Annotated in this window: 18 protein-coding genes; 10 read left to right on the top strand and 8 right to left on the bottom strand. The window is 55.7% G+C overall.

The features are described from left to right. Window positions 1–108 precede the first annotated feature (108 nt). From asnC to ravA, 4 genes are all read right to left on the bottom strand, one after another. Window positions 109–570: a transcriptional regulator AsnC gene (asnC, locus tag ACFL9S_RS20510; protein ID WP_200642177.1), complete on the bottom strand. Its 462-nt coding sequence runs from the start codon at window positions 568–570 to the stop codon at window positions 109–111. Window positions 571–695: 125 nt separating this feature from the next. Further along, entirely contained in the window at window positions 696–2,834 is a 2,139-nt protein-coding gene (gene ovoA, locus ACFL9S_RS20505) for a 5-histidylcysteine sulfoxide synthase (RefSeq protein WP_405263693.1), read from the bottom strand. Between the two features lie 84 nt (window positions 2,835–2,918). After that, window positions 2,919–4,379: an ATPase RavA stimulator ViaA gene (gene viaA / locus ACFL9S_RS20500; protein ID WP_405263692.1), complete on the bottom strand. Its 1,461-nt coding sequence runs from the start codon at window positions 4,377–4,379 to the stop codon at window positions 2,919–2,921. Continuing rightward, window positions 4,376–5,869: an ATPase RavA gene (ravA, locus tag ACFL9S_RS20495; RefSeq protein ID WP_405263691.1), complete on the bottom strand. Its 1,494-nt coding sequence runs from the start codon at window positions 5,867–5,869 to the stop codon at window positions 4,376–4,378. Before ravA ends, viaA begins: the two co-directional genes overlap by 4 nt. A 259-nt stretch (window positions 5,870–6,128) precedes the next feature. On the opposite strand from ravA, the gene kup reads away from it, so the two are divergent. Continuing rightward, window positions 6,129–7,997: a low affinity potassium transporter Kup gene (kup, locus tag ACFL9S_RS20490; protein WP_405263690.1), complete on the top strand. Its 1,869-nt coding sequence runs from the start codon at window positions 6,129–6,131 to the stop codon at window positions 7,995–7,997. Window positions 7,998–8,069: 72 nt separating this feature from the next. Here the strand turns inward: kup and qseC are convergent, their stop codons facing one another. Further along, entirely contained in the window at window positions 8,070–9,422 is a 1,353-nt protein-coding gene (gene qseC, locus ACFL9S_RS20485; RefSeq protein ID WP_405263689.1) for a quorum sensing histidine kinase QseC, read from the bottom strand. Next, window positions 9,419–10,081, bottom strand: a complete 663-nt coding sequence (gene qseB / locus ACFL9S_RS20480) for a quorum sensing response regulator transcription factor QseB (RefSeq protein ID WP_405263688.1) — start codon at window positions 10,079–10,081, stop codon at window positions 9,419–9,421. Before qseB ends, qseC begins: the two co-directional genes overlap by 4 nt. Window positions 10,082–10,309: 228 nt before the next feature. On the opposite strand from qseB, the gene ACFL9S_RS20475 reads away from it, so the two are divergent. Further along, a complete protein-coding gene (locus ACFL9S_RS20475) occupies window positions 10,310–10,708 on the top strand; it encodes a YgiW/YdeI family stress tolerance OB fold protein (RefSeq protein ID WP_405263779.1) in 399 nt (132 codons plus the stop codon). Here the strand turns inward: ACFL9S_RS20475 and ACFL9S_RS20470 are convergent. Further along, window positions 10,705–11,586: a LysR family transcriptional regulator gene (locus ACFL9S_RS20470; protein WP_405263686.1), complete on the bottom strand. Its 882-nt coding sequence runs from the start codon at window positions 11,584–11,586 to the stop codon at window positions 10,705–10,707. The genes ACFL9S_RS20475 and ACFL9S_RS20470 overlap by 4 nt on opposite strands. 104 nt (window positions 11,587–11,690) lie before the next feature. Between ACFL9S_RS20470 and budA the strand changes: the two genes are divergently transcribed. The 8 genes from budA (at window position 11,691) to rbsR (ending at window position 20,198) form a co-directional block, all read left to right on the top strand. Next, window positions 11,691–12,473, top strand: coding sequence for an acetolactate decarboxylase (budA, locus tag ACFL9S_RS20465; RefSeq protein ID WP_405263685.1), 783 nt, complete (start codon window positions 11,691–11,693; stop codon window positions 12,471–12,473). Between the two features lie 18 nt (window positions 12,474–12,491). Continuing rightward, the gene (gene alsS / locus ACFL9S_RS20460) at window positions 12,492–14,171 is read left to right on the top strand and encodes an acetolactate synthase AlsS (protein ID WP_405263684.1); all 1,680 of its coding nucleotides are present in this window, start codon (window positions 12,492–12,494) and stop codon (window positions 14,169–14,171) included. A gap of 209 nt (window positions 14,172–14,380) precedes the next feature. Beyond that, complete coding sequence (gene rbsD / locus ACFL9S_RS20455; RefSeq protein ID WP_405263683.1) at window positions 14,381–14,800, top strand: D-ribose pyranase; 420 nt, start codon at window positions 14,381–14,383, stop codon at window positions 14,798–14,800. Window positions 14,801–14,808: 8 nt separating this feature from the next. Then, window positions 14,809–16,314 (top strand): ribose ABC transporter ATP-binding protein RbsA, encoded by a 1,506-nt coding sequence (rbsA, locus tag ACFL9S_RS20450; protein WP_405263682.1) that lies wholly within the window; start codon window positions 14,809–14,811, stop codon window positions 16,312–16,314. Window positions 16,315–16,316: 2 nt separating this feature from the next. Beyond that, window positions 16,317–17,285, top strand: a complete 969-nt coding sequence (gene rbsC / locus ACFL9S_RS20445; RefSeq protein WP_405263681.1) for a ribose ABC transporter permease — start codon at window positions 16,317–16,319, stop codon at window positions 17,283–17,285. Window positions 17,286–17,312: 27 nt separating this feature from the next. Then, window positions 17,313–18,194 carry a ribose ABC transporter substrate-binding protein RbsB gene (rbsB, locus tag ACFL9S_RS20440; protein WP_405263680.1) on the top strand — a complete coding sequence of 294 codons (882 nt, stop codon included), beginning with the start codon at window positions 17,313–17,315 and terminating at the stop codon, window positions 18,192–18,194. 61 nt (window positions 18,195–18,255) lie between these two features. Next, on the top strand, window positions 18,256–19,185 hold the full coding sequence (gene rbsK / locus ACFL9S_RS20435; RefSeq protein WP_405263679.1) for a ribokinase: 930 nt from the start codon (window positions 18,256–18,258) through the stop codon (window positions 19,183–19,185). 2 nt (window positions 19,186–19,187) lie between these two features. Beyond that, window positions 19,188–20,198, top strand: coding sequence for a ribose operon transcriptional repressor RbsR (gene rbsR / locus ACFL9S_RS20430; RefSeq protein WP_405263678.1), 1,011 nt, complete (start codon window positions 19,188–19,190; stop codon window positions 20,196–20,198). A gap of 5 nt (window positions 20,199–20,203) precedes the next feature. Here rbsR and mdtD read toward each other — a convergent pair whose 3' ends face one another. Next, complete coding sequence (gene mdtD, locus ACFL9S_RS20425) at window positions 20,204–21,601, bottom strand: multidrug transporter subunit MdtD (protein ID WP_405263677.1); 1,398 nt, start codon at window positions 21,599–21,601, stop codon at window positions 20,204–20,206. Between the last annotated feature and the right edge of the window lie 310 nt (window positions 21,602–21,911).

Genomic DNA, 21,911 nt, shown 5'->3' with positions numbered 1-21,911 from the left:
TCAACAGACGCGATCATCCCGGATGCTATCGCCTGACGTTCCTGCGATCGGTTGATGGTTCAGATGCTGGATTCTACTCATGTCAGCCTAAAGAGATAACACCATGATTTAAGGGATGATCGTCCGCATAATCGGATTCTGCAACGAGATCAGGGTTTCAGTGGACTGGATTTCATCAATGGTCTGGATCTTGTTGATCAACACCTGTTGCAGGGCATCGATCGAGCGGCACATCACCTTAATAAAGATGCTGTAGTGCCCGGTGGTGTAATACGCTTCCACCACTTCATCCAGTGCTTCCAGTCGCGCCACTGCGGAAGGATAGTCTTTGGCACTTTTCAAGATAATGCCGATAAAGCAGCAGACATCGTAACCAAGCTGTTTCGGGTCTATCTCTACGCGCGTGCCTTTAATGATCCCCGCCTGCTTCATCTTCTCCACGCGCACGTGGATGGTGCCGGGGCTGACGTTGAACTGCTTGGCCAGTTCGGCATAGGCGGTACGGGCATTCTCCATCAGTGCATTGAGAATGCCGCGATCGAGACTATCTGGCTGCATGTTTTCAGGCATGGTGACTCCGGGATTGAATGTTCTTCAATAAATAGACGTTTAATGTGCGGGATCGTGAACAAAATGGCAATCGGAGTGCAGATATGATAGCGGGCACCGAAGGGTGCCCGCCGGAGAACAGAAGATTAACGTTTACGCCACAGCGTAACCTGAGCGACGGTGTGCTGGTATTTGCGCGCTGTTTCACGGATGACAAACGGCACATCTTGCGCGGGTTCGATCTCATCGAAATCGGCCGCCAGCAGGCGCTGCAACGCCTGGTAAGTCGACAGCGCCTCACCGTTCTCGCGAATGCCACCCAGCCAGTTCTCCTTCGGCGTGAAATCTTCCAGCCAGGTATAAGGAGAAGAAAGCATCAGCACGCCGCCGGGGCGGATCATGCGGGTGATGTCCTGCAGGAAGCGACGTGGCTGGCGCAGACGATCAATCAGGTTTGAAGCCAGCACCAGATCGTATGGCTCAGCCTGCGGTTTCAGGTTGCAGGCATCGCCCTGTACAAACTGAATGCGGCTGGCCTGTTCAGGGCCGAGGTCAATATCCTTCAGCTGCACCTGCCTGTATTCCACCAGATCACCCTCTTCCTGGGTGACGTAGCGGAACGCTTCGCCGCTGGTGAGCTGTAATGCCACATCGATAAAGCGTGCGGAATAGTCCATTCCTACCACCTGCCCGAAATAGCGCGCCAGTTCAAAACTGGCCCGGCCGGTGGCACAGCCAATATCCAGTGCCCGCTGGCGCTGGTTTGTGACACCGCAGGCCATCTCCACCAGCGCCTTCGCGTAGTTAGCGACGCCGAAGTATTCCGGCCCGTACTGGAAGTCGAGGTACTGTGACACCATGCTGTCGGTTTCATACGGGTTGCTGGCCTGGCTTTCCTGATGATCGGATACCACATAGCGGAAACCGGCGTGCTGGAAGAAGTGTCGGCGAAAAGCGTAGCGTGCCGACTTCAGCGCTTCATTCCCGGTTGAGATCCAGCTGCCTCCTTTGATCAGCGAATGTTTGCCATCAAAGGTCGGCGTGGAGAAGTCATCATATAAAGGATGGACGCGGAAACCTTCAAAACCTGAAACAGGCGTGGTCGTCCATTGCCAGACGTTGCCGATCAGATCGTAGAATTCACCCTGAGCAAAACGATCGACCGGGCAGGATGAGGCCCAGTGGGCGAGATTGATATTACCCGGTGCGTCATCCCAGTCAGGCTGATCGCCAGCGACCTGTTCACGCAGCAGCATCCATTCGCTTTCGGCAGGAAGCTGGACTGACTGGCCTGTCACTTCGGCTTTCCAGCGGCAGAATGCCGCCGCTTCCAGCTGATTCACTTCGGCTGGCCAGTCCCAGGGCATCGGGACTTCTTCCGCCATCAGACGGAGCTTCAGCGTTTCGGGCTGGTCTGCGTTACCGACCCAGAAGGTGGGCTGGCTGGCTTTCGCGAATTCACGCCAGCCCAAGCCTTCGTCATCCCACCAGCGCGGCGTCTGATAACCCCCGGCCGTCACAAAGTCGAAGAATTCCGCGTTACTGACCAGCATTTGACTGGCTTCAAAGGTTTTTACGTCGGTGATGCGGCTGCCGTATTCGTTATCCCAGCCGTAAGTGTCATCGGTTTTTCCCTGAGTGACCCGTCCTGCGGCAACATTAATCAGACTGTTGTGCGGCACTGCCTGACGGTCATGGCGCGCCTCCGTGCACGCCGGCCAGTGTGGCTGCGGTTTGACCCACGCCAGCGGTAGCTGACGAATCAGCACGCTGGAGGTTTCCAGATGGATACGTTCATGTTCGATGCCCATCAGTACAACCCAGGCCGGGCTGTCCCAGGTGATGGGGAGCGTCAGCGGCATCTCGTGGATCAGCTGTTCAACGCGGGCGCGCACTTTACCGCGATAATCGCGCAGTTCAGCAACGGAGGGCCAGTCATAGTGACTGGTGTCGAGGTCATCCCAGCTCATCTCATCGACGCCGATGGCCATCATCGCTTCGATGCTGTCGTCGGTGCGGTTGTCGAGCAGGCGGCCAGCCATCAGCTTATTGATATAGAACGTGGCGGTGTGGCCGTAGTAGAAGATCAGCGGATGACGTAGTGATATCGCTTTGGTGGTCCAGGCCCGTTCGTCCGCCAGGCAGTCAAACAGGCTTTCATACAGCTCCCACGTCTGGCGGAAATAGTTGAGCAGCTGCTGGCGTTTTTGTTCCGGGTCATTGCCGGTTAACAGCAGCGTGCGGGTTGGCGCAGGTAATCCTGTCGGGTGTTGTTGCGAAGTCACGTGATGCTCCCATCTTGCTCATTGGCCAAAGCGTATACATCACTATAGCAAATAAGCTTTGCAGAATTGGGTCAAAGGCGAGCGTCAGCGTTTCCAGCGACGGAGCAGGCGGCTTTTTAGCCCGGTGTCGAAACGCCAGATGTGGTCAAAGATACGCATAATGCCGGGTTTTCCATGATCGGACATGGCAACGGCATGAAAGCGCTGGAGCTGCTGGCTCTGATGGTCGCGCACGCGTTTGACCAGCGCATCAGGAAGGCGTTGAGCGATAAAGTCAGAAAGGATAACGGCGTCAGCATCCTGCCACTGCGGGCCGGAGAGCTTAAGTAAGACGGCATCGAGGCAGGCAGCAAGATCGGTGCCGCCACGAAAACGCTGGCTGAGAAAACGGATCGCCTGGCTGATGCCATCTTCAGCGGTCAGTTCATAGCCCACCACTTCATGGGCAAACAGCATAATGTAGCAGCGACGGTTATCGGCCAGCGCCACCTTCAACAGCGCCAGGCAGAACGCTTTGGCACAGCGTTCATTAAAACCGCCCATTGAGCCGGAGGTATCCACGCAGATGATAAACGGGCCGCGCGGCTGCTCATCATGATGATGGTGGGTCACCGGGCGCAGAGTGACTTTGTCATGCCAGCTCTCTCCCTGTAACCGATAGGTGAGCAGGCGCTTTTCCACCAGCCGACGGTAAAACTCCAGTTCCAGTTCGCTGATCCCCAGCGTCGCCAGCTCCGGTGGCAGCAGACGCAGAATATCGTCACTCTGGTGCAAACCACTGACTTCTTCCGGCACGCTTTCTGGTTCACGCACCAGCTGGTGGAAGGCTTCGGGCGGGGCATCGTCGGAGAGTACCGCTTTAGCTTCCCGGCTGCGGCCCAGCTGTTCCGCCAGTTTCAGCAACTCCGGCTGGCTGGCAAGGAAATCACCGTACTGCACCATCAGCTGGTAGTCGTCGCGTTGCAGTGAACTGCGGGTCAGGTCCCAAAGCCGCCCGGCAGCCGCTTCGTCATCGGTGGCCAGTACGGGAGCCAGCTGACCACTCATCGCCAGACGCTGTTGCAGATCGGCCAGCAGTTTTTCACGCTCCTGATCGAGCAACTGCTGGTTAAGGGTCAGTGTTTGCAGCGTCAGGCTCAGTCGCCAGCGCTGTAAAAACAGCGTCTGCTGGGCGCCACTGAGCTGCAACGTATCGTGATGGCTGACCAGCGTTCGCGCTTTTTCAGCAAAGGGCGAGTGATGCTGATCCAGCCAGGTCAGCAATTCGGGCAGTTGGCCGCTGAAATCAGGCTGGCTGAGTGTCTGGCACTGCTGGAAGCGGCTGAACTCTGCCGCCAAATCGTCCGGGACCGGGGTTGATTTTAACTGTTGCAGGATCTCAGACTTCCAGCGGGGAAGATCGCGCGTCAGGGCATTCTTCAGTCGGGGAAACTTTTCAAAAAAGGCGGCCAGCTGCGGCGATGCCAGCAGCGTGATCACCAGTTCTTCAATCAGATCATTTTCACTGACTGCCAGAAACATACTCAGTGTATCAAGTGAGATCACTGACGCGCCTGCTTCAACTGTTCCGCGACCTGTTGCAGGCTATCCTCCACACGTGCCAGCCAGTCATCGCTGATAAACAGGCAGCGATGATGCTGGCTGAACAGCGTGCGCTGTGCGCGAAGCTGGGTATCAAGCTCATCCAGCGCCAGTGAAATCTCTTCAGGCAGTCCTTGCTGTGGTTTACCTGGCAGCATCAGGCGCGAGGCTTGCAGGCTGACGTCGCGCAGCGTCAGGCAATCATGGCTGTCTACGTGCAGATCCAGCGTCTGGGCAAAGCCAATACCATTGAGTTTTCCGCGCACTTCGCCGCCTTTTTGCAGCCAGTGATGCAGCGCTTCGCGGGCCAGGATGATATGCGTGACCTGCATATCGTGTAGCGTGAGCGGTTTTTGCAGCATCAGCGTCAGCGCATCGGCTGACAGAGTTGCTGGCAAATCAAAGTGAGGTTTGCGGCTGAACATACCGCCATGTTTCTCCAGACGGATAGCCTGTTCCACACTTTGTTGCTGCTGCAGCGCCAGGCGGCGGGTATTAATTTGCTGCAATTTGAACAGCATCGGCTGCTGCTGCCAGGCGTGCTGGGTGATCAGGTTATCCAGTTCGCGATCCAGCAGTTTCATCGATCCCACATCGTGCCACAGGCAGTCTTTGAGCAGGATCAGGTCAATAGGTGCGATCACGCTACGGCCACTGTAAAAGGCGCTGGCCTGTAATAAGTGAATCGCTTTTTTCCAGCGGCGATCGGAGATATAGGGCGCTTCTGGTTGATTTTCCAACAGTTCACGCAGTTGGAAAATAAGCTCGAAAACATCATCTGGCAGGCTGACTTTACTGATACCTTGCTGCCACTCCAGATACTCTTCATCGCTGATGCAGAGTGAATCGGATACCGGGTTTTGATTCTCATCCTGCTGGTGGGTCAACAGGCTGCGGAAGTTCTGCTTCTCATGCACGTTATCCAGCCACAGGCGGATCAGCATACGGTCATACAGTGCTTCCAGCCCACTGTCGGCTTCCGGCAGTTCGTTAGAGGCCGTGACCAGCAGGCGCATCGGGATTTTTTCTTCGCTGTCACCGTTACGAAAACGGCGTTCATTAATCGCGGTGAGCAGCGTATTCAGAATGGCGGGGCCGGCTTTCCAGATCTCGTCAAGAAACACGATTTCCGCGTCAGGCAGGTAGCCTTTGGTCAGACGCTGGTAGCGCCCTTCGTCTTTTAGTGCCTGAATAGAGAGGGGACCAAAGACTTCTTCCGGGGTGGAGAAGCGTGTCATCAGGTATTCAAACGCGCGGGCATGCTGGAAAGCATACTTGAGTCGGCGGGCAATCAGGCTTTTGGCAATGCCCGGTGGACCGAGTAAAAATACACTCTCACCGCACAGGGCGGCGAGCAGGCAAAGGCGAATCGCATGATGGCGTTCGTAAAGTCCTTTCTCTAGCGCATTGCTGAGGCGGGCGATGCGTTCCGCCAATAATTGAGAGTGGGCCATAATCAAACATTCATCCTTTTTCTACGGTCAGGCCAGATTGCTGTCTGGCGAGCGCAAACACTACTGGCTATGATGCTTGAAAGAGTTGATTGCAGTCAGCTTTTTTATTATCAAAGGGTGACACTGACCATTGATGTTGTCATTTAACTGGCAATTAAGGATAGGCATTCATGCTTAATCATGCATACTGTGCGCGTTTTGACGGGCAGTTGAGCCGTACGCAATCCCGCGTCAGTCCACCGCAAAAAAAGACAAGTCTATGAGTTCTGAAAAGAAGCAATCCCTTGGTGCCGTTACGCTGGCAGCGATTGGCGTGGTGTATGGTGATATTGGTACCAGCCCGCTGTATACCCTGCGTGAATGCCTTTCCGGGCAGTTTGGTTTTGGTGTTGAGCGTGATGCCGTTTTCGGCTTTCTGTCGCTGATTTTCTGGCTGCTTTTGCTCACCGTTTCGCTGAAATATATCAGCTACGTGATGCGCGCCGACAACGCCGGGGAAGGCGGGATACTGACACTGATGTCACTGGCGGGACGCAATACCGGGGCGCGATCCACCGCCGTGCTGGTGATCATGGGCCTTATTGGTGGCAGTTTCTTCTACGGCGAGGTGGTGATCACCCCGGCGGTATCTGTGCTTTCGGCCATTGAAGGCCTGGAGATCGCTGCTCCCTCCCTTGACCGCTATATTGTGCCGCTGTCCATCGGCGTGCTGACGTTGCTGTTCATGATACAGAAACACGGGACCGGGCTGGTCGGTAAGCTGTTTGCACCCGTCATGCTGCTGTGGTTTCTTGTCCTGGCGATACTCGGTGCACGCGGCATCATCAGTAACCCCGAAGTCCTGCACGCCATGAACCCTTACTGGGCGGTTCATTTCTTCGTTGAATACAAAATGGTGTCCTTCTTTGCGCTGGGGGCCGTTGTGCTGGCCATCACGGGCGTTGAGGCGCTGTACGCCGATATGGGCCATTTTGGTAAGTATCCGATCCGTCTCGCGTGGTTTATCGTGGTGCTGCCGTCGCTGGTGCTGAATTATTTTGGCCAGGGTGCGCTGCTGCTGGAAAATCCGGAAGCCATCAAAAACCCCTTCTTCCTGTTAGCCCCTGACTGGGCGCTGATCCCGATGCTGATTCTGGCCACGCTGGCGACCGTTATCGCGTCTCAGGCGGTGATTTCAGGCGTCTTCTCCCTGACGCGTCAGGCTGTTCGTCTCGGCTATCTGCCGCCGATGCGCATTGTGTACACCTCGGAAGAGGAGTCGGGACAGATTTACATTCCGGTGATCAACTGGTTGCTGTATGTCTCGGTGGTGATCGTGATTGTTGGCTTTGAGCATTCGAGCAATCTGGCTGCCGCTTACGGTATTGCCGTAACCGGAACGATGGTGCTGACCGCTATCCTGTGTAGCGTGGTGGCGATTAAAAACTGGCACTGGAATCGTTATCTGGTGATCGCACTGCTGGTCGGCATGTTGTGCATTGACGTGTCACTGTTCTCTGCAAACCTGGTGAAAGTGTTTGCCGGAGGCTGGCTGCCGCTGTCGCTGGCGCTGGTGATGTTTGTGGTGATGACCACCTGGAAAAGCGAACGTTTCCGCCTGCTGCGCCGCATGCACGAGCACGGCAATTCGCTGGAGGCGATGATTGCCTCGCTGGAGAAATCGCCACCGGTGCGCGTGCCGGGCACGGCAGTTTATATGTCGCGTGCCCTGAACGTGATCCCGTTTGCCATGCTGCATAACCTGAAACACAACAAGGTGCTGCATGAGCGTGTGGTGCTGCTGACGCTGCGTACCGAAGATGCACCTTATGTCCATAACGTGAAGCGCGTGACCATCGAGCAACTGTCGCCGACCTTCTGGCGTGTGGTGGCCAGTTACGGCTGGCGTGAAACCCCCAACGTGGAGGAGATTTTCCACCGCTGCGGCCTGGAAGGGTTGAGTTGCCGGATGATGGAAACGTCGTTCTTTATGTCACATGAGTCGCTGATTATCGGTAAGCGTCCGTGGTATCTGCGCCTGCGTGGCAAGCTGTTCCTGGCGCTGCAACGTAATGCGCTACGGGCACCCGATCAGTTTAAAATCCCGCCTAACCGCGTGATTGAGCTGGGTACTCAGGTCGAGATTTAGCGCGGTTCGGGACGGGCATGCCCGTCCCCTACAAACCTGCCCATCGTAGGGGCGAGGCATGCCTCGCCCTGGTTATCCGTTAAAATTTACCGTCACCGCAAATCCTCCCTCTTTCCGATTCTCCATGGTGATCGTCATGCCATGCAGGCGGGCAATATGATGAACGATCGACAAGCCTAAACCGCTGCCAGACTGTTGCTGGCCTGGCGGGCGATAAAACCGTTCACCAATACGTGCCAGCGCGTCCGGGCTGACGCCTGGCCCATTGTCCAGCACCTGCAACGCGCCGGGTGTCAGTTTCAGCCACACTTCACTGCCCGCCGGACTGTAGCGAATGGCGTTATCCAGCAGATTGCGCACCAGCAGCGCCAGCAGCAGCGGGTGACCCTCGCGGATAACGGGCGGTTCGGGAGCATCCAGCGCCAGTTCCACGCCCGCTGCCTGTGCGGCGGCATACTGATCCACCACCGCTTTCTGCATGATCGCCTGCCACTGCACCGTCTGTTTTTCCAGATCCTCCCCGGCGTCCAGACGCGATAGCGTCAGCAGTTGATCCACCAGCCGGGTGGCGCGGTCTATCCCTGCATCCAGGCTGGTCAGTGCATGATGGCGTACTGCGGCATCGTCATGGGCCAGCTGGGCGACCTCCGTCTGCACTTTTAACGCGGCCAGCGGGCTACGCAGTTCATGGGCGGCATCCGAGGTAAAACGGCGTTCGCGCAGCAGCATGTCACCGATGCGCCCAAACAGCTGATTCAGTTCAGTTACTAGCGGGCGGACTTCCTGCGGCACACGCTGTGCGGTGAGGGGTGTAATATCATCCGGGGCGCGCTGCCTCAGCTGGTGGGCGATCTGTTTCAGCGGCGACAGCTCCCGGGTAATCAGCCACAGCATCAATATCAGCATCACCGGCAGCGCCACCAGCCACGGCATCAGGTTGGTATGCACCAGATCGCGGGTCATATCATCGCGATACTCCCACTCCTGGCCGACCACTACCACATAGCGACTGTCCGGTGTTTGCAGCCATACCATACGCCAGCGGTCATCGTCACCGCGCAGGCGGCCGTCAACAAAACCATCGCGCTGATAATCAAAGATGAAATCCCGGCCATTATCACCATCATTAAGCAGCATCTGACCGTCACGGCGAAACACGGCAAAGGCCAGCGCATCATCGTCCTGATCGCCACGGTGATGGCGCAGTATTTTTTTGGTTTTCGGCAGCGTCAGCGTTTTCTGATCCCCTGACTCAATATTCAGGGTGGTGAGCCGTTTAGCGAACAGCATTTGCTGTGTATCAAACAACTCATTGATATTGTGCCGGGTCTGCCACCAGGCACCGACAGCGGCCACACCCCAGCACAGCAGGCTGAGTAACAAAAAGCCGAGCATCAGACGCAGGCGCAGACTTTGGTGCATCATGGTGCGGATCCCAGCGTATAGCCCACGCCGTGAATGGTACGAATAAACGCGCTGCCCAGTTTTTTGCGCAGGTGGTGGATATGCACTTCCACGGCATTGCTGGAGACGTCGTCATCCCAGCCGTAGAGTTTGTCTTCCAGCTGTGTGCGGGTAAGCACGCGTCCATTATTGAGAAGAAACAGCTCCAGCAGCGCCAGTTCGCGTGCTTTCAGCACCAGCGGTTCGCCGTTTAGCGTGACGCTATGGGAACCCGGCTCCATCACCAGGCTGCCGTGTTGCAGTGTTGGTTGCAGCTGGCCGTGACGGCGGCGGATCAGCGCCTGCAAACGCGCAGCCACTTCGCTGAGGGAAAACGGCTTACATAAATAGTCATCGGCTCCCTGCTGTAATCCACTGACGCGTTGCTCCAGGGCATCGCGTGCCGTCAGGATCAGCACCGGCTCATCACGCCCCTGCTGTCGCCACTGGCGCAGAATGGTGAGTCCGTCGATTTCTGGCAGGCTGAGATCCAGCACTACCGCATCGTAGGGTGCAGCACTCAGCGCCCGCAGCCCCTCGTTACCCTGGGTGAACCAGTCAACACTGAAACCCAGTTTGCTTAACCCGGCTTTAATGCCGTCGCCAATCAGGCGGTCATCTTCGATTAACAGAATTCGCATGGTGTCATCCTTCGCAGTTCACCGAATTATTTAGGGTATATACCCAATCAAACGGCGGCTTGTACAGCAACGATCGACGAAATTAGCGACTTTTCGTCAATTTAAGACAATAAACTTGAGTTGAAAGCATCCTTAAGATCCTGTTAAGAACCTTTTGCTGTAATAGTGGCTGAACAGACGTTACCAGGCAGAACTGACTGCTCTACTGCATAAGGAAAAGTGAACATGATGAAGAAAACAGCAGCATTACTGGCGATCACCGCCCTGATGTCCATGCCAGTACTCGCCGTCCAGGGCGGCGGTTTTGTTGACCCGAGTGCCCCGGCAGCCCAGGCCCAGAAAGGTGGGTTTAGCGGCCCTAATGGCACGGTGGCTACCGTCAAACAGGCGCAGAATTTGAGTGATGATACCTGGGTGACCCTGCGCGGCCATATTGAGAAGCGTATGGGTGATGAAGACTATCTGTTCCGTGATGTCACCGGTACCATGACCGTCGAAATTGACGATAAGCGCTGGGACGGGCAGACCATTGGCCCGAAAGACAATGTTGAACTCCAGGGCAAACTGGATAAAGACTTCAACTCGCTGGAACTGGACGTCAAACAGGTGCGTAAAATCGGCGGTTAATCACCAGCCAGCATCGTGACCAGGTGGTGGAGGGCGGGAGAGCGATCCCAGCGCCGCCAGGCCAGAGCGATATCACTGCCCAGCGCAGCATCCTCAATCTGATGGAAGCTGACGCCGGGCAGACTGATACAGCGCAGTGAATCGGGCACGATGGTAATGCCGAAGCCCGCGGCGACCATACTCACACTCGACGAAATCTGCGGTGACTGCTGCACGCCATTCGGCTGAAACCCGGCGCGCAGACAGGCGCTGATAATCACTTCATACAGGCTGGGGGCCACCTCTCGCGGAAACAAAATCAACGGTTCTTCGCTCAGTTGCGCCAGCGACAGACACGGCGAGTGGCCAAGCCGATGCCCGGTGGGCAGTACCAGCGCCATCTTCTCACTGGCGATGGCTTTCAGATTAAACGCCTTACTGCTCTCACAGGGCAGTCGCACAAAGGCGGCATCCAGTAATCCCTCTTGTAGATCATGCATTAGCGACGCCATGCTCTCCTCTTGCGGCAGCAGGGTGATGTCTGGAAAACGATCCTGAAAACGGCGCAGCACCCGAAATATCTGCGGATGAAAAGCGGTGGAGCTGGCGAAACCAATCGACAACTTCCCACTGATGCCGCGGGCGATCCCTTTTGCTTTTTCCAGCGCATGACCGGTCAGTGCCAGGATCTGACAGGCATCCCGGTAAAACGCCTCCCCGGCGTCCGTCAGTTCCACGCCACGCGTCAGTCTTTTCAGCAGCGGAGTGCCAATCTCTTCTTCCAGTTTTTTGATTTGCTGGCTCAGCGGTGGCTGTGAAATGCCAAGCATTTCCGCCGCACGGGTGAAGTGCTTCGTCTCAGCCACTGCAACGAAATAACGTAGATACCGCAGTTCCATATCGAAAACGTCTCAAAGTGGGGGGGGTTCTATATTGGAATCCCGAACTGAATCGAGTCAACATTGATTCAATACTTCTTAACAGTTTAGCGGGGAGAATGGTAATGACATATTCTGTAACTAATTGTTCATGTTCGGAACAGCTGACTGAAACTGTCAAGGTGATGCAGAAGGAAAGGCCAGAAAGTGTAATCTATCAGACCTCTCTGATGAGTGCGTTACTGAGCGGCGTGTATGACGGCACCACCACGGTGGCAGACCTGCTGAAGAAGGGCGATTTTGGTCTCGGAACCTTTAATCAGCTGGATGGTGAGCTGATCGCTTTTAACCGTGAAGTGTACCAGTTACGTTCGGACGGCAGTGCGCGTGCGGCCAGCCCTGACCAGAAATCGCCGTTTGCGGTGATGACCTTCTTCCGCCCTCAGTATCAGCATCGCTTTACAGGCCCGGTTGATCGGGCTGGTGTGCATCGGGTCATTGACCAGCAGGTCAGTTCCGATAATCAGTTCTGCGCATTGCGTCTCGACGGTCTTTTCAGCCGGGCAGAAACCCGCACGGTTCCCTGCCAGCATCGTCCGTATAAATCGATGCCGGAGGTGCTCGGCAAGCAGCCCACCTTTCATTTTGAACAGCGCAATGGCGTGTTGATCGGTTTTCGCACGCCGCAGTATATGCAGGGCATCAACGTTGCGGGCTATCACGAACACTTTATTACTGACGATCGCCAGGGGGGCGGTCATCTTCTGGACTATCAGCTTGATCACGGCACGCTGACCTTTGGTGAGATCAGCAAGCTGGTGATTGACCTGCCTGGCGACAGCGACTTCCTGCGGGCGGATCTCAGCCCGGAAAACCTGGATTCCGCCATTCGTTCTGTTGAAAGCTGAAAAGAGAGAGAACAAAAGATGAAAAACGTCACTGAGGTTCAACAATGGGCACACGGTGCCGATCTGGTCGTTGCCCAACTGGAAGCACAGGGAGTGAAGCAGGTCTTCGGCATTCCAGGTGCAAAAATCGACAAGGTGTTTGACTCGTTACTCGATACATCGGTGCAGACGATTGCCGTGCGCCATGAAGCTAACGCGGCGTTTATGGCGGCGGCCGTGGGCAGGCTGACCGGGAAAGCGGGCGTCGCGCTGGTGACCTCCGGGCCGGGTTGTTCCAATTTGATTACCGGTATGGCCACGGCGACCACCGAAGGCGATCCGGTGGTGGCACTGGGCGGGGCGGTAAAACGCGCTGACAGCGCCAAGCAGGTGCATCAAAGCATGGATACCGTGGCGATGTTTCGCCCGGTCAGTAAATATGCGGTAGAAGTTGGTTCCTCAGATGCGATTGCCGAAGTGTTATCTAACGCGTTTCGCAGTGCGGAGCAGGGGCGCCCCGGTGCGGCGTTTGTCAGCCTGCCGCAGGATATTATTAATGAGCCAGCGCGCGGGCATCTGCTGAATACCAGCGGCCAGCTGCTGCTGGGGGCGGCACCGGATGTGGCGATTGAGGCTGTTGCCCGCCAAATCGCACAGGCGAAAAACCCGGTGCTGCTGCTGGGCCTGATGGCCAGCCAGCCCGCTAACAGTGATGCACTGCATCAGCTGCTGGAGCGTAGTCATATTCCGGTCACCAGCACATATCAGGCGGCAGGGGCGGTGCGCCAGGAGCATTTTTCCCGTTTTGCCGGGCGCGTCGGGCTGTTTAACAATCAGGCGGGCGACCGGTTGCTGCGTGAAGCCGACCTGATTATCACCATTGGCTACAGTCCCGTGGAGTATGAACCCGCAATGTGGAACAGCGGCAACGCCACGCTGGTGCATATTGATGTGTTACCCGCCGATACCGACAACTGTTATCAGCCGGATGCCGAGCTGGTGGGGGATATTGCCGCCACGCTGGATAAACTGACGGCGCGTATTCGCGGCCCGTTAACCCTCAGCCCGCAGGCGGCCGCGATCCTCAGTGACCGCCAGCAGCAGCGTGAACTGCTGGCGCTGCGCGGTCATCAGTTGAATCAGTTTGCTCTGCATCCTTTGCGTATCGTGCGTGCCATGCAGGACATCATTAACAGTGATGTCACCCTGACGGTGGATATGGGCAGTTTCCATATCTGGATCGCCCGTTATCTTTACAGCTTCCGTGCCCGTCAGATCATGATCTCCAACGGTCAGCAAACCATGGGCGTTGCGCTGCCCTGGGCAATCGGTGCCTGGCTGGTTGACCCGTCTCGCAAAGTGGTCTCGGTCTCCGGGGATGGCGGGTTCCTGCAATCGAGTATGGAGCTGGAAACGGCGGTACGGTTGGGGGCGAACCTGCTGCATATCATCTGGGTGGATGAGTGCTACAACATGGTGGCGATGCAGGAAGAGAAGAAATACCAGCGGGTTTCCGGGGTGAAATTCGGTCCGATTGATTTTAAAGCCTATGCCAAGTCGTTTGGTGCCGCGGGTTTTGCTGTGGAAAGCGCAGACATGCTGGAACCGACGTTGCGTAAAGCAATGGACGTGCAGGGGCCCGCAGTCGTGGCTATTCCGGTGGACTACGCTGATAACCACCTGCTGATGGGCCAGTTACATCTCAGCCAGATTTTGTGAAGGCTGCCATACCCTCCACGCGTTCAATACATTCATTACTGGCCCTTTACCGGTAACATTAAAGGGCCATTTTTTGCCTTAAAACAAATCCCTTCACGGCGTCAGCGAAACGTTTCGATGGCGATCACATTTTCAACATCTGATGATTGTTTTCCCCCGGCCATTTCTTAAACTGCTACTCAGCGAAACGTTTCGCTCTGGAGTGAATAATGAAAAAAGGCACCTTACTGAATTCTGATATCTCGTCCGTGATTTCACGTCTCGGTCATACTGACAGCATCGTGATTGGCGATGCCGGCCTGCCGGTCCCACAGGGTCCGCAGCGTATCGATCTGGCGTTAACGCATGGAATTCCGACATTTTTACAGGTTACCCAGGCGGTCACCAGCGAGATGCAGGTCGAGAGTGCCATCATTGCGGAGGAAATTAAGCAGCATAACCCGCAACTTCATAGTGAACTGATCGCCCTGCTCGACTTACTGCAACAACACCAGGGTAATTTAATCAGTATCAGTTATGTCAGTCACGAACAGTTCAAACACCAGACTCAGCGTAGTCAGGCCGTCATTCGCAGCGGAGAGTGCTCTCCGTATGCGAATGTCATCCTGATCGCTGGCGTGACCTTCTAGAGGCTGTTATGCAACCTTTACTGCAATTAAAAGGCATTGATAAAGCCTTCCCGGGCGTCAAGGCGCTGTCGGGTGCGGCGCTCTCTGTTTATCCTGGCCGCGTGATGGCGCTGGTGGGTGAGAACGGTGCAGGCAAATCGACCATGATGAAAGTGCTCACCGGGATCTACGCCCGTGATGCGGGCACGTTTGAATGGCTGGGTCAGGAAACCACCTTTAACGGACCGAAAGAGTCGCAGGAAGCCGGGATCGGCATTATCCATCAGGAACTGAACCTGATCCCCCAGCTGAGCATTGCGGAAAACATCTTCCTGGGTCGCGAATTTGTTAACCGTTTTGGCCGCATCCAGTGGAAAAAGATGCACGCCGAGGCGGATGCCTTACTGAAACGCCTGAATCTGCGCTTTAGCAGCCATAAGCTGGTCGGCGATCTGTCTATCGGTGACCAGCAGATGGTGGAGATTGCCAAGGTACTGAGCTTCGAGTCAAAAGTGATCGTCATGGATGAGCCGACGGACGCGCTGACCGATACCGAAACCGCTTCGCTGTTCCGGGTGATCAACGAGCTGAAAGCGCAGGGCTGCGGCATTGTTTATATCTCCCATCGCATGAAAGAGATTTTTGAGGTCTGCGATGACGTCACCATTTTCCGCGACGGCCAGTTTATTGCAGAACGTGAAGTGGCCCAGCTGACGGAAGAGTCGCTGATTGAAATGATGGTCGGTCGTAAGCTGGAAGAGCAGTATCCACGCCTGGATAAAGCACCGGGTGAGATTCGCCTGAAGGTTGAGCATCTCAGTGGTTCCGGCGTTGAGGACGTCAGTTTTACGCTGTGTAAAGGCGAAATTCTGGGTGTGGCCGGGCTGATGGGCGCGGGTCGTACCGAACTGATGAAAGTGTTGTACGGCGCTTTGTCGCGCAGCGGCGGCACGGTGACGCTGGACGGTAAAACCGTCTTTGCGCGCACCCCGGAAGAGGGGCTGGCGAACGGTATCGTCTATATCTCTGAAGATCGTAAGCGTGATGGCCTGGTGCTGGGCATGTCGGTGAAAGAGAACATGTCACTGACCGCCCTCAACTACTTTAGCTATGGCGCGGGCCGCCTGAAACATGCGGAAGAGCAGCAGGCGGTCGGCGACTTTATCAAGCTGTTCAACGTTAAAACGCCGTCAATGAATCAGCCGATTGGCTTGCTCTCTGGTGGTAATCAGCAAAAGGTGGCTATTGCCCGTGGGCTGATGACGCGGCCGAAAGTGCTGATCCTCGATGAGCCAACGCGTGGCGTTGATGTTGGCGCGAAAAAAGAGATTTATCAGCTGATTAACCAGTTTAAACAGGAAGGGTTGAGCATCATTCTCGTCTCCTCCGAAATGCCGGAAGTGCTGGGTATGAGTGACCGCGTGCTGGTGATGCACGAAGGTCGCCTGAGCGGTGACTTCCCGATTGAACAAGCCTCGCAGGAAATTTTGATGGCGGCGGCAGTGGGTAAACAATACAGCGCGGAGCTGGCATAACTATGAGTACGCAAACAATCCCTTCACGCCGCCTGATCAGTAAGGCATGGCTGCTTGAGCAGAAATCGCTGATCGCGCTGGTGGTGCTGATTGCCATCGTTTCCAGCCTGAGCCCGAATTTCTTCACTGTGGCCAACCTGTTTAACATTCTGCAACAGACGTCGGTCAACGCCATTATGGCGGTGGGTATGACGCTGGTGATCCTCACGTCCGGTATCGATCTTTCCGTGGGTTCACTGTTGGCGCTGACCGGGGCAGTGGCTGCCTCGATTGTCGGGCTGGAAGTGAATGCACTGGTGGCGGTAGCGGCATCGCTGGCACTGGGTGCTTTTATTGGTGCGATTACCGGTTCGATTGTCGCGAAAGGCAAAGTGCAGGCGTTTATCGCCACGCTGGTGATGATGCTGTTGCTGCGTGGTGTGACGATGGTGTACACCAACGGCAGCCCGGTGAATACCGGCTTCAGCGACAATGCAGACCTGTTTGGCTGGTTTGGTATCGGTCGCCCGTTGGGTATCCCGACGCCGGTCTGGTTAATGGGCGTGGTGTTCCTCGCGGCCTGGTACATGCTGCATCACACGCGCCTTGGCCGTTACATTTATGCGCTGGGCGGTAACGAAGCGGCAACGCGTCTGTCCGGCATCAGTGTTAACCGCGTCAAAATTATCGTTTATGCGCTGTGCGGCATGTTAGCGGCACTGGCGGGCACCATCGAAGTGGCACGTCTCTCCTCGGCGCAGCCGACGGCAGGTACGGGCTATGAGCTGGATGCGATTGCAGCTGTGGTGCTGGGTGGAACCAGCCTCGCTGGCGGTAAAGGCCGGATTATGGGCACGCTGATTGGTGCACTGATCTTAGGCTTCCTGAATAACGGGCTGAACTTGCTCGGCGTTTCTTCTTACTACCAAATGATCGTCAAAGCTGTGGTGATTTTGCTGGCGGTGCTGGTAGACAACAAAAGCAGTAAATAGAACTCTTTACCTTTACAGGACATGAAAATGAAGATGAAAAAACTGACTGCACTGGCTGTACTGTTAGGCGCCACGTTGAGCGCTAACGCGCTGGCAAAGGACACTATTGCGCTGGTGGTTTCTACCCTGAATAACCCGTTCTTCGTGTCGCTGAAAGATGGCGCGCAGAAGGAAGCGGATAAACTGGGTTACAACCTGGTGGTACTGGATTCTCAGAACAACCCGGCGAAAGAACTGGCTAACGTGCAGGACCTGACCGTTCGTGGCACCAAGCTGTTACTGATTAACCCGACCGATTCTGATGCGGTGGGTAACGCGGTGAAAATGGCAAACCAGGCGAACATTCCAGTGATTACCCTGGACCGTGTAGCCTCTCAGGGCACCGTGGTCAGCCACGTGGCGTCTGATAACCGTTTCGGCGGCAAAATGGCCGGTAACTTCATCGCCAAGAAAGTCGGCGACAATGCAAAAATCATTGAACTGCAGGGTATTGCCGGAACGTCTGCTGCGCGTGAGCGTGGTGAAGGCTTCAAACAGGCTGCCGATGCACACAAATTCAATATTCTCGCCAGCCAGCCGGCTGACTTCGACCGTACCAAGGGCCTGAACGTGATGCAGAACCTGCTGACCGCTCACCCGGACGTGCAGGCGGTGTTTGCTCAGAACGACGAAATGGCACTGGGTGCCCTGCGTGCATTGCAAACGGCAGGCAAATCTGATGTCTTAGTGGTGGGCTTCGACGGCACCCCTGATGGGATCAAAGCGGTTGAAGGCGGCAAACTGGCTGCGACCGTGGCTCAGTTACCGGAGCAAATCGGCGTTATTGGCGTTCAGACGGCTGATAAGGTGCTGAAAGGCCAGAAAGTACAGGCTATCAATCCGGTTGACCTGAAGCTGGTCACCAAATAAATCAAAGAAAAGCATGGCACGCGCCACCTCCGGGTGGCGCACTTATCTGGACAATCCCCTTATGATGAAAACTGGCAAACTGGCTGTCCTCGGCAGCATTAATGCAGATCACATTCTGAATCTGACGCATTTTCCGCGTCCGGGCGAAACGGTGATCGGGAAGCAGTATCAGGTAGCATTCGGTGGGAAAGGTGCAAACCAGGCCGTTGCCGCCGGGCGCAGTGGCGCCGACATTGCCTTTATCGCCTGCGTGGGTGAAGACGACATAGGCGAACGTATTCGTCAGCAACTGGTTAATGACCGCATTGATGTCAGCCCTGTGGAAGCCGTGGTCGGTGACTCGACGGGTGTGGCACTGATATTTGTTAATGGCGAAGGTGAGAATACCATCGGTATTCACGCAGGCGCCAACGCTGCCCTGACGCCCGCGCGCGTAGAGCAGCACCAACAGGTGATTGCGGATGCCGCAGCACTGTTGATGCAGTTGGAGTCACCGCTGGAAAGCGTGCTGGCTGCCGCGAAGATCGCACATCAGCATCAGACGCAGGTGATTTTGAATCCGGCCCCGGCGACAGAACTCTCAGACGAGCTGTTGTCACTGGTGGATATGATTACTCCGAACGAAACCGAAGCGCAGATCCTCACGGGTGTTGCGGTCAACAGCGATGAAGATGCTGCACGTGCAGCGGCAGTGCTGCATGACAAAGGTATCCGTACCGTATTGATAACCCTCGGCAGCCGGGGTGTATGGTTAAGTGAGCAGGGTAAGGGGCAGCGCATTCCGGGTTTCCGTGTGGAAGCTGTGGATACCATTGCCGCAGGCGACACCTTTAATGGTGCGCTGATCACGGCACTGATTGAGCAGCGTCCGATGGCAGAAGCCGTTCGCTTTGCCCATGCGGCGGCAGCGATTTCCGTGACGCGCCGTGGTGCACAACCTTCCGTTCCCTGGCGTGATGAGATTGACAGCTTCTTGCAACAGCAGGGGTAGATGTGGCGACCATGAAAGATGTCGCCCGCCTGGCGGGCGTCTCAACCTCCACCGTGTCTCACGTTATCAATAACAACCGCTTCGTGAGCGAAGCGGTTCGTGAAAAAGTGACCTCGGCGGTAAGCCAGTTGAATTACGCACCTTCTGCGCTGGCGCGCAGCCTGAAGCTGAATCAGACCCATACTATTGGCATGTTACTGACGGCCAGCAGCAACCCCTTCTATTCCGAGGTGGTGCGTGGCGTTGAGCGTAGCTGCTATGAACGTGGTTACAGCCTGGTACTGTGCAATACCGAAGGTGATGAAGATCGCATGAATCGAAGCCTTGAAACACTGCTGCAAAAGCGTGTCGATGGTTTACTGATTATGTGTACCGAAAGTCATCTGCCTTCCGCTGAGTTACTTCATCGTTATCCCACCATTCCGTCCGTTATGATGGACTGGGCACCGTTTGAAGGCGGCAGCGACATTATTCAGGATAACTCTCTGCTGGGCGGGGAGATGGCGACCCGACATCTGATTTCGCGTGGTTATACGCGAATTGCCTGTATTGCCGGTCCACAGGACAAAACACCTGCGCGTTTACGTCTTGAGGGATATCAGCAGGCAATGGACAGCGCCGGGTTAGCGATACCGTCTGGTTACATTGTCAGTAGCGATTTTGAGTTCCAGGGGGGATTCAATGCCATGAATACGCTGTTGGCCCTCGATCCCCCACCTCAGGCTGTCTTTACCTGTAATGATGCGATGGCTGTCGGGGTATATCACGCACTCTATCTGGCGGAAATGCGTATCCCGCAGGATATGGCCGTGGTGGGGTACGATAATATCGAACTGGCGCGTTATATGACGCCGCCCCTCAGTACCGTTCACCAGCCCAAAGATGAGCTGGGGGAGCTGGCGATCGATGCTTTGCTCCACCGCCTGGCCGATCCGACGGCCAGCCCCCAATTGCTGGTGCTGACGCCGGAACTGATGGAACGCGCCTCAGTGGGCGATATTCGCAAGGCATAAGCGTTTTAGGCTTTCTTCTTATCACGGTCGCTAATCAGGTTGCGGCCATCTCCTGGTTTCAGCAGCAGGAAGACCAGCGCTGACAGCACGGTAATGACCCCCATCGTCAGGAAGGTGGCATGGAAGTGCTGAAGCGTGGTGCCATCGAAGTTTTCATAAAAGCGCAACACCGCTGCACTCACTGCCACACCAAACCCAATCGCTAACTGCTGCGTGACGGCCAGCATACTGTTACCACTGCTGGCATTGGCATCCGTCAGGTCCGCGAGGGTAATGGTATTCATCGCGGTAAACTGCGTCGACATCGCCATACCCAGAATAAAGAGCGGGATGAGCAGCGCCAGCATACTCCATCCGGGAACCTGCAAAGCAAAGGTGGCGATCAGTACGCCGATAATCATGCTGATCCCGACCAGGGTTTTGCGGTAACCAAACCAGCGTAGCACCTGAGTGACCGTTGACTTTGCCAGAATGGATCCAAGGGCGGTGGGGGCAACCATGCAGCCAGCCAGCAGAGCCGTGTAGCCAAAGCCGACCTGTAACATTAATGGCATCAGGAAGGGAATACAGCCGGTACCGAGCCTTGAGGCGATATTACCCACGATGCCCACGGAGAAAGTGCGCGTCTTAAACATGGGTAATGGCAGCAGCGGGGAAGGGTGGCGCTGTGCATGTACTATATAGAGAAGCAGTAATGCGATACCTGCCAGCAACACACCCAGGGCAATCACGCTGGATACCACCTGTTCACCGAATAACTCGATGCCACTGGAGATGCCCACCAGGCCCAAACCAAACAGCAGAAAACCGATCAGGTCAAAGCGGCGTTTCGGGGTGGTAAAGTCCGGCATGTATTTGCGTGCATAGAAAATCCCGAGAATACCGATAGGGATATTAATGAGGAAAATCCAGTGCCAGGTGGCCCAGGTAACCAGTACGCCCCCCAGTAAAGGACCTAACACCGGACCCACCAACCCTGGCATCGTGACAAAGTTGAGTACCGGAAGCAGTTCGCTGCGCGGGTAGGCCCGAAGCAGGGCAAGACGTGCCACCGGCATCATCATTGCGCCGCCCACACCTTGCACCACGCGAGACGTCACCAGCATCGACAACGAACCCGAGAGCGCGCAGGCCAGTGAACCCAGGGAAAACAGAAATACCGCGGCGATAAAGACTTTACGGGTGCCAAAGCGATCGGCCAGCCAGCCACTGACCGGGATCAGCATCGCGACAGTTAAGGTATAGCTGATGACGGCAGACTGCATCGCCAGCGGAGAACGTCCCAGGCTGTGGGCGATGGCCGGAAGAGCAGTGTTCAGAATGGTGGCATCCAGCGCCTGCATAAAGAAGGCCATAGCGGCAATCCATGGAAGTCCGGCCATACTGCGCGCGGATTTAATCATTGGTATCCCTTTCTTTGGTGAATACGGCAGGAAAATCCCCTGTGATGCAGAAAGAATAGCATCTCATTTTTGCTTTCATCCGCGGTCTTTCGCAGTTTTCTGTCAGGAAATGCTGATTTATTGCCCCGAAAACGTATGCTTTTAACGCTTCTGATGAAAAATAACGCGCTCAGTCATTTTATTGTAATAAACACTTGTCACCCGTCGGAATTTCCCTATAATGCGCAACCACTGAGACGGCAAACGGCGTAACGCCAGCGGCTCAGGAGGTTCAGGAAGTCTCTGACCCGCCGGAAAAACTTCTCAAAAA

Origin of the sequence: Erwinia sp. AnSW2-5 (genome assembly GCF_045107195.1) — a bacterium.
In the GTDB taxonomy this organism is placed as follows: Bacteria; Pseudomonadota; Gammaproteobacteria; order Enterobacterales; family Enterobacteriaceae; genus Erwinia.
This window is presented reverse-complemented; position numbering and strand designations above follow the sequence as displayed.